The organism is Synechocystis sp. LEGE 06083 (assembly GCF_015207725.1).
Taxonomy (GTDB): domain Bacteria; phylum Cyanobacteriota; class Cyanobacteriia; order Cyanobacteriales; family Microcystaceae; genus Synechocystis; species Synechocystis salina.
On record NZ_JADEWJ010000169.1, the window covers coordinates 1 to 8376 of the forward strand.

Consider the following 8376-nt stretch of genomic DNA (forward strand, 5'->3'; position numbering starts at 1 on the left):
GGGATAGGGATAGGGCTCAACGGGTTGAATATTGGCCCAGGTTATGTTGGCTCCCGCTGATGCTACCGGCTCTACAAAATTTCGGACTAATTGCTCGGTATCCCCGGACTGGGAATAATAAAGCACAAGAATACTCGGGGCGGCTGGGTCAGTCATTACCAAAACAAATTTTAATTAGGTCGGTGTAATTAAACCAAGCATAAGTTTTGCACTCTATCCCCCCAACCCCCCTTGATAAGGAGGGATTCCGTAGGACGGGGAGATTTTATAAATATTTACCCTCACCTACTTAGCTTCAGGGATAAGTATCAGGAACTACAAGCAAAGGAGGGATAAAATTACTATCCCTCCAGATTATTTAGTCCACCATCGTCATGGGCCGATCCTAGTAGCCGTACCCGGAATAACCTCCGGAGCCGCCATAGTAAGCATTTTGGTACATGCTGCTGAGGTCATAGGTAGGTTGAGTAGGCTGAGTACCAAAGGGGTTAGTGCCATAGCTGTCCCCAAGGGCAGGGTAGGTCGGCTGAGGGGTGCTGCCTAATGATTGCAAGCTACTGAGATCAGGAGCCGGGGGAGCTGGAGGAGCAAAAGGAGCTGGAGGAGCAAAAGGAGCTGGAGGAGCAATAGGGGCAGAAACATTAAAAGCTTCTAAAGCGCCATCTTGATTTAACTTAGCAACCCAGGCGTCGGAAGCACCACCGTTCAAGCCGCCCAAGGAACCTTCCGTAAAGCCTGTTACGAAAATGTCATCGCCATCAACGGAAATACCAGTGGCGTAGTCTAGCTTGGTGCTACCAATCTGCTGGATCCATGCAGTCTGACCGGTTAACTTATCAAACTTACCGATCCAGGCATCGTAGTCACCAGCGTTACTGCCACCTAGGGTGCCAATAAAGCCATCGGTATAGCCTGTGGCGTAAACAAAGTCCCCAGCAGCGACAATTTTACCGAAGAAGGTTCCATCATCCCCTGTTCCACCTACATGCCAAGTCCAGAGTTCAGTACCATCGGTGTCATAGGCGGCAACAAAGGCATCGAAGGTACCACCTTGGTAAGCATTTTGCGGAGTAAGTGGAGCCGTCGCATTACCCGCAAATTCATCCGTGGGAGGAATTTGATCGCGGAATGTGTTGAGTTCGCCCTGGGTCCAACCGAGGATATAGGCATTGGTGCCATCACTAGCAACATCCCAGGCATAACTTTGGGTGGCATTAGACCCAGTTCCGAAGCTCTTGGTCCAGAGTACAGCCCCATCCGTATCGGATTTAACCAGATAGACGTCGTAGGCGTTTTCTCCGGCCCAACCGGTGGAGAACACATTGCCAGCATCGTCAACATCTATTCCAAAACCTTCATCAATGCGTCCCCGGCTGTTAGAGGTTTGGGCGACTTCAAAGACATTGCGATAGTCTTCTGCTCCAGTGTTAGCATCAAAACCAGCAATCCAGGTGACCACATTACCATTGGGGACAATGGCGGGGTCGTTTGTATCCGCAACGGAGCCATCCGTGTTGGAGTGCCCTGTCAGGTGAATTCTCCCATTGACTTCATCGAGGGCAATGCCCATGGAACGGTCGAGGTAGCCATCAATGGTAAATTGCTCTATCCAAAGTTGGCTGCCATTGGCATCAAATTTGGCTACCCAATTGTCTTGAACACCTGGGGCCAGGCCAAAACCCGTCTCCACATTGCCCCGGGTCCAACCGGTGGCATAAACGTTACCAGCGCTGTCGCTGACAATGTCGGTGATTATGTCGAACTCAGTGCTACCAAATTGAACAATCCATTCCAAACTGCCGTCATCGTTGTAGCGGGCAATGAAGTTATCTGAACCTCCACGGGGAAAAGGTCCCAAAAGACTGCTAGTGGAGCCAGCGACGTAGATATCACCATCCGGGGCGAGGGCAGTCGCTGTGCCCATATCGATGCCTTCGTAGCCCAATTGAAGGAGGGGAGAACCGGAAAGCAATGGGTTCGCGGTCTGGCCACTCAGGTCGGCCTGTTCCGGGGGCAGATAGCCTTCAAAATCAATCCAGGCGGAAATAAGATTTGGGTCGTTAGGATCCTGGAAAGGCACAATGGCAATCAGATCGGCAAAAACCTGCCCGGTTTTATAGTAAATTTCTGTGCCTGGGACGGGAATTGATGGAAGACTTGGATCTAGGGCGCTTGCATCAATTACAACTGTCGTTGGTACAAAGTAATAATTGTCTAGACTGCCGTAGAGCTGGATACGATGATTTTCTGCATTGTCTGGCGAAAATTCATCCGGGTTAAGTGTGAAGAGCGAAACATACATAAACTCGTTCAACCCCTCACTCTGGATATCGTTATCCACATAATAGGGGGTCCGCCAATCACCCAAAACGTAGCGTGCTGGCTCATCTAAGGGGGCAAAGAAGTTAAAGTCCTGCCTGGGGCCACCAAGGACAAAGTCAATTTGTACGGGAGCTAATGCACTGTTGAATCCGGGGTCGTAACCGATGATGGTGTCAAAGCCTTCCCGACCTTGAATAAATTCAACATAATCCTGACCGAAGGCGTAATCGGAACCGGGAGTCCAGAAGGAAAGGAACTTAGTTATCAGAGCTTCGTTCTCGATCTCGATCCCCAACTCAGTGGATAGCAGATCAGCTAGTGCCCCTGTTATGATCCCACCCCCCAACGCAAAAGCAATTTCACTGATTTGAGGGCCGTAGGTACCTGCCGCTGTAGGGAGCACGGCTGGCTCAATGACGAAGTTGCTAAGATTGTTAAGATTAGTTAAGGAAATGTCGTAGGGGTTAAGAGAGTTGTACGTCTGAAGAACGGGAACATCAGGGATACCGCTGTAAAGACTGTTAAGATTGGTTAAAGCGACGTCGAAGGGATTGGCCATAAACTCCTCACCAGGATTAGATTGAATAGCGATTAACGATTACGGATAAGAAACTTTAAAGAATCAGAGAAAGTTTCACCAAAAAATTCTTAATTTACGGAGTGTGACTATGCGATTATAGTCAATTCGGCGGGGGGTGCAAGTCAAGATGCCAAAAATTGTCATTAATCTTATTTATTTTTCGTGTTGACGGCAATGATTAGCATCAGCTCATCCCAGTATTGGTAATCTAACCTTACTTTCATGGCCCCCGTAAGCTGGACTCGACATTGGGACATTAAAGGTCTTGCTGTGAAAGCATTTTAGGCTTTTCATAACTCAAGAAATATGGGATTGACTTTTTATCAAGTACACTTCCTGAAACCTTTGCCCTTAGAAACTTTCCGTGGTTTTCCTCCAATCAATCTACACAGTCTGACAAAAAATAGTTAATAAGGTCTTAATTTAAGCTTGACTTCATTCATTGAGACCCATTGAGGAAGCATAACAACACAAATGATACCGATTTGTACCAGACAGTGGATAAAATTGCCCATAGTCTAATCAGTATGCTGGTTAAAAACAATTTCAACTAATCCCCTCGATCTCCTTCACCGATAAAGGAGTTGCCCACTGTCCTAGCTAGATGTCATTGGGGATTAAGCCGAAAAACGATTAGGGAACAACTCAGACTAAGATGGTTGCAAATTGAGTTTTTAGATTGATGCCAACAAGCAATATTCCCCTGTCTCCGGCTATCTTCTATGAGTCAGAGGGTTATCGTACTAGCGGTTCCAAGCTTATGGGACGGCACTCTGCGGGTGAAGCGTTTTTGCGGGCCGTAATCCAGGGAACTCCCCCCAGTAATCCCATATTTGGCTATTGTCGAGATGCAGGAAGTTTTGGCGCATTTAAGGCTGATGTTTCAAGACATGATCCGACCAACGGCGATCGCCTTGTGCAGTGGCTACCTCGTCATCAGCCGGAAAAGTTGGAGCATGCATCAATACTTTACTTGCCGGGGCCAGGTCTGCTCAATGAAGCCCAGCGACGTTTGGGTAGTGGCCAAGAGCAATCCTATAGTTTGTGTGGCATCACCCATACAATTTCATCTGCTGGGGCAATGCAGTCAATCCGCGATTTGTTAATTGCTCCGGTTCATGGCTGGGATGCAATTATTTGTACGTCTAAAGCTGTAAAGGCTAGTTTAGAAACCATCATCGCAGAACAAGCTGAGTATCTACGAGTTCGTTTGGGGGCACGTTTTTGTGAAATGCCTCAATTTCCAGTCATTCCCCTGGGGGTTCATTGTCAAGATTTTCAGTTTACAACGGCGGAAAAACAGGCTGCCCGTACCCGTCTAGGAATTGCACCCGAGGATGTGGTGGTGTTATTTGTGGGTCGATTAGTCTTCCATGCCAAAGCCCATCCCTTACCTTTGTATCTGGCCTTAGAACGGGCGGCAGCAAAAAAATCCGTTACCTTGATCGAATGTGGTTGGTTCCCCAATGAGCCGGTGGCTCGTAGTTATGATCAAGCCCGTCAGTTGGCTGCGCCTAATATAGGCTCAATTGTGCTGGATGGTCGCCAACCGTCACAGCGTCGAGATGCCTGGGCGGCGGCGGATATCTTTACATCGCTATCGGATAATATTCAAGAAAGCTTCGGTTTAACGCCCATTGAGGCGATGGCCGCAGGTCTCCCCTCTGTAGTTAGTGACTGGGATGGTTACAAAGATACGGTGCGGGATGGGATCGATGGTTTTAGAATTCCCACAACTATGCCCTCTGATGGGGGTGATGATTTTGCACTACGTCATTTGTTAGATATTGATTCCTACGATTTTTACATTGGTCATGTCAGTCAGACTGTTGCGGTCGATATTGAGGTGGCCACCCTAGCTTTTCATCAGCTCTTACATCAACCGGAACTACGGCAACGCATGGGGGCAGCAGCGAAGGAACAGGCCCAAACGGTTTTTGATTGGTCTCATATTTATGGTCGTTACCAGGAATTGTGGCACCATCTGACCGAAAAGCGTCGGCAGGTCAGCGGCGATCGCCAGTTACCCCGAGGGGGAGCAATGATCGACCCTTATAAGTTATTCGCCAACTACCCAACCAATGCCATGGGTAATCTACAATTTGCCCTCAGGGAAAATGTAACGTTGGCAGAAATAGAGACAATTGGCCAATTAGAAAGTGTTAAATTCGCTAGCTATGTGTTGCCACCTATGGCATTGGTTGACCAAATTGTGCAAAATCTCAATAAATCCCAGCCTTTGTCTCTGGAAGAATTACAGTCATTTGTGTCTGTGCCAATGGCTACCCTAGAAAAGGCCATCAGTTGGCTACTGAAATATGGCTTGATTAAATCTGAATTAATACTAAGGGATTAGGTAAATAGCCAGTTAAATTCTCTCAGCTAAACTTAACCAACGCTCCGTTTTTTGATCAATACTTTCACTTAGGTTAGCTAAGCGTTCCGTCAGGTTTTGCAACTCAGTAAAGTCGCCATTGGGGCTCTGGTAAAGTTGGGCTTCTAGCTGGGCTTTTTCCGCCTCTAACTGGGGGATTTGTTGTTCTAGTTGTTCATATTCTCGTTTTTCTTTATAGGAAAGCTTTTTCGAGCCATTATCTTGCTTAACGATGGTGGAACTAGGGGAAGCGGATTGAACTTTTTTAGACTCAGTTTCTTCTTGGTTTGCCCTAACTTGTTCTGCTTTTTTATATTCTAAATACAAACTATAATTGCCGGGATATTGCCGTAGTTCTCCTTCTTCCTCAAAGGCAAAAATTGTTTCCACTGTCCGGTCCAGAAAATAGCGATCATGGGAAACCACAATGACGCAACCGTTAAAGTCTTCGAGGTAATCTTCCAAGACCGCCAGGGTTTGCACATCCAAGTCGTTGGTGGGTTCGTCCAAAATTAAAACGTTGGGGGCGCGCATCAACACCCGCAGTAAAAATAAACGACGCTTTTCTCCCCCAGATAATTTGGCAATGGGAGCAAATTGCTGGTTGGGGGGAAACAAAAACCGTTCTAACATTTGACCTGCGGTGATTACTTCGCCGTCGGTGGTTTTGACCAATTCCGCCACACTTTTGAGGTAATCAATTACCCGTTGATTGGGATTCAAACTCAAATCATCGGAATGTTGATCAAAATAACCAAAATGGATGGTACTGCCAATGTCCACTGTGCCCTGATCTGGCTCTAATCTGCCGGTAATCATGTTCATTAAAGTGGATTTACCCACGCCATTTTTGCCCACAATGCCTACCCGGTCCACAGGGGTAAATATATAGGAAAAATCCTTAATCAATTGTCTATTTTCAAAGCCTTTGCTGATATTTTCCAGTTCCACCACCTTTTTGCCAATGCGCCGCCCTGCTGTACTAATATCCACTTTGCCTGGACCCGTTTTAAAGCTGGTTTCCTGCATATCCTGAATGCGGTCAATGCGGGCTTTTTGCTTAGTGCTCCGGGCTTTGGGACCCCGCTTTAACCATTCCAATTCCCGCCGTAATACTCCCCGGTGTTTTTTCTGACTGCTCTGTTCCGATTCCTCTGCTTCCGCCTTTTTGGTCAGATAATAACCATAGTTACCGTTGTAGCTATACAGTTCTCCTTGATCAATTTCTAAAATACGATTAGTTACCCGGTCTAGAAAATAGCGGTCGTGGGTAATTAATAACAGCGCTCCCCGAAAGCGCTGTAAATAACTTTGCAGCCATTCCACCGAAAAGGCATCTAAATGGTTGGTGGGTTCGTCCATCAGCAACACATCTGGCTGGGACAGTAATGCGGCGGCGATCGCCACTCGCTTGCGGTAACCACCGGAGAGGTCGGCAATTTTGGCATCGAGGTGATCCACCCCCAACTGGGTCAGAATAATTTTTGCTTGGGTTTCCAACTCCCAGGCCCCGGAGGTTTCCATCTGAGCCGATAAAACCGACAGTTGATTGAGTAATTGTTCGTCACTGCCCTGGTGGGCCAACTTATCCGACAGCAGTTCATATTGTTTGACCAATTGCCACTGTTCCCCGCTGTCCACAAATACCTGTTCCAGCACGGTGCGATCGCCGTCCATTTCTGGTTGTTGGGGCAAATAAACCACCTTGGCACTGCTGTTGCACCAATATTCCCCGCCATCGAAGGGTTCCAACCCGGCAATCATTTTCAGCAAAGTGGATTTACCAGAGCCATTGACCCCAATTAATCCCACCCGATCGCCTGGTTCAATGTTGAAAGTAGCGTCCCGCAGAATTTCCTTAATGCCGAAATCTTTACGGAGGGATTGGACAGTGATGAGAGCCATACGGGGAAATTTACCAGGGAAAATTGAGCAGACTGGCAAATTGCAAGCCGTTGTCTGGCCCCCATTTTATCGAAAAACTGAGTTTACCCCCCGGTCATCCACCATGATGGGCGCTGACTAGAGTCAAAAACGGCGACCCATTGTTTGGTCAACTGTTTAGAAAGTGTTTGAAAAATGCAAGGCTAGGTATTTATCCCCCTAAATCTCCTCACCAAAGCTCCGGCTTAAAAAGGGAACTTTTGTGACAGTTCCCCCCTTCCTAAGCGGGACTAGGGAGGATTAAACAGCCAAAACCCAACTTTCCCAACAGGCTCTTAGGCATCCCTATAGGTTGTGTTGTTGCCCCCCGAAAAGGGTCGCATCGGGATCACAAAAATTGGCAAAAATCCCCTAAAGTAGGGTAGCTTACGGCGACATCGCCCTTGGTCTCACGTTAGGAAGGCATGGATCTATCACAGTTAATTTTTAATGGTATTGCGGTGGGAAGCATCATTGCCCTGGGGGCAGTGGGTTTGACCCTCACCTATGGCATTTTGCGTCTGTCTAACTTTGCCCATGGCGATTTTATGACTTTGGCCGCCTATTTAACTTGGTGGGCCAACACCAGCGGCATTAATTTGTGGTTGTCCATGGCCCTGGGTTGCGTCGGTACCATCATTGCCATGTTTATTGGTGAATGGTTGCTCTGGAAACCCATGCGGGCCCGGCGGGCTACGGCAACAACGTTAATCATTATCTCCATTGGTCTAGCCCTATTTCTGCGTAACGGCATCCTCTTGATCTGGGGTGGCAATAACCAAAATTACCGAGTGCCCATTGTCCCCGCCCAGGATTTTATGGGCATTAAATTTGAGTATTACCGTTTGCTAGTCATTGGCCTGGCGATCGCCGCCATGGTGGTGTTGCATCTGATTTTGCAAAAGACCAAAGTGGGCAAAGCAATGCGGGCCGTGGCGGACAATGTGGATCTGGCCAAGGTATCCGGCATCAACGTGGAATGGGTAGTGATGTGGACCTGGGTAATGACCGCAGTGTTAACGGCCCTGGGGGGCTCAATGTATGGCCTGATGACCACCCTGAAACCAAATATGGGGTGGTTTTTAATTTTGCCCATGTTTGCTTCGGTGATCCTGGGGGGCATTGGGAATCCCTACGGGGCGATCGCCGGGGGAATAATCATTGGGGTGGCCCAGGA

General features: G+C 47.8%; 4 protein-coding genes. 2 read left to right on the plus strand and 2 right to left on the minus strand.

Features of this window, described 5'->3' with window-relative positions:
- Positions 1–385 precede the first annotated feature (385 nt).
- On the minus strand, positions 386–2881 hold the full coding sequence (locus tag IQ219_RS12970; RefSeq protein ID WP_194072883.1) for an SBBP repeat-containing protein: 2496 nt from the start codon (positions 2879–2881) through the stop codon (positions 386–388).
- 703 nt (positions 2882–3584) lie between these two features.
- Between IQ219_RS12970 and IQ219_RS12975 the strand changes: the two genes are divergently transcribed.
- Positions 3585–5258 carry a glycosyltransferase family 4 protein gene (locus IQ219_RS12975; RefSeq protein ID WP_194072884.1) on the plus strand — a complete coding sequence of 558 codons (1674 nt, stop codon included), beginning with the start codon at positions 3585–3587 and terminating at the stop codon, positions 5256–5258.
- A gap of 12 nt (positions 5259–5270) precedes the next feature.
- On the opposite strand, the gene IQ219_RS12980 is transcribed toward IQ219_RS12975, so the two are convergent.
- Entirely contained in the window at positions 5271–7181 is a 1911-nt protein-coding gene (locus tag IQ219_RS12980; protein ID WP_194072885.1) for an ABC-F family ATP-binding cassette domain-containing protein, read from the minus strand.
- 443 nt (positions 7182–7624) lie between these two features.
- Between IQ219_RS12980 and IQ219_RS12985 the strand changes: the two genes are divergently transcribed.
- Positions 7625–8376: branched-chain amino acid ABC transporter permease (locus IQ219_RS12985; RefSeq protein ID WP_194072886.1), on the plus strand; the 752-nt coding region annotated here is incomplete at its 3' end.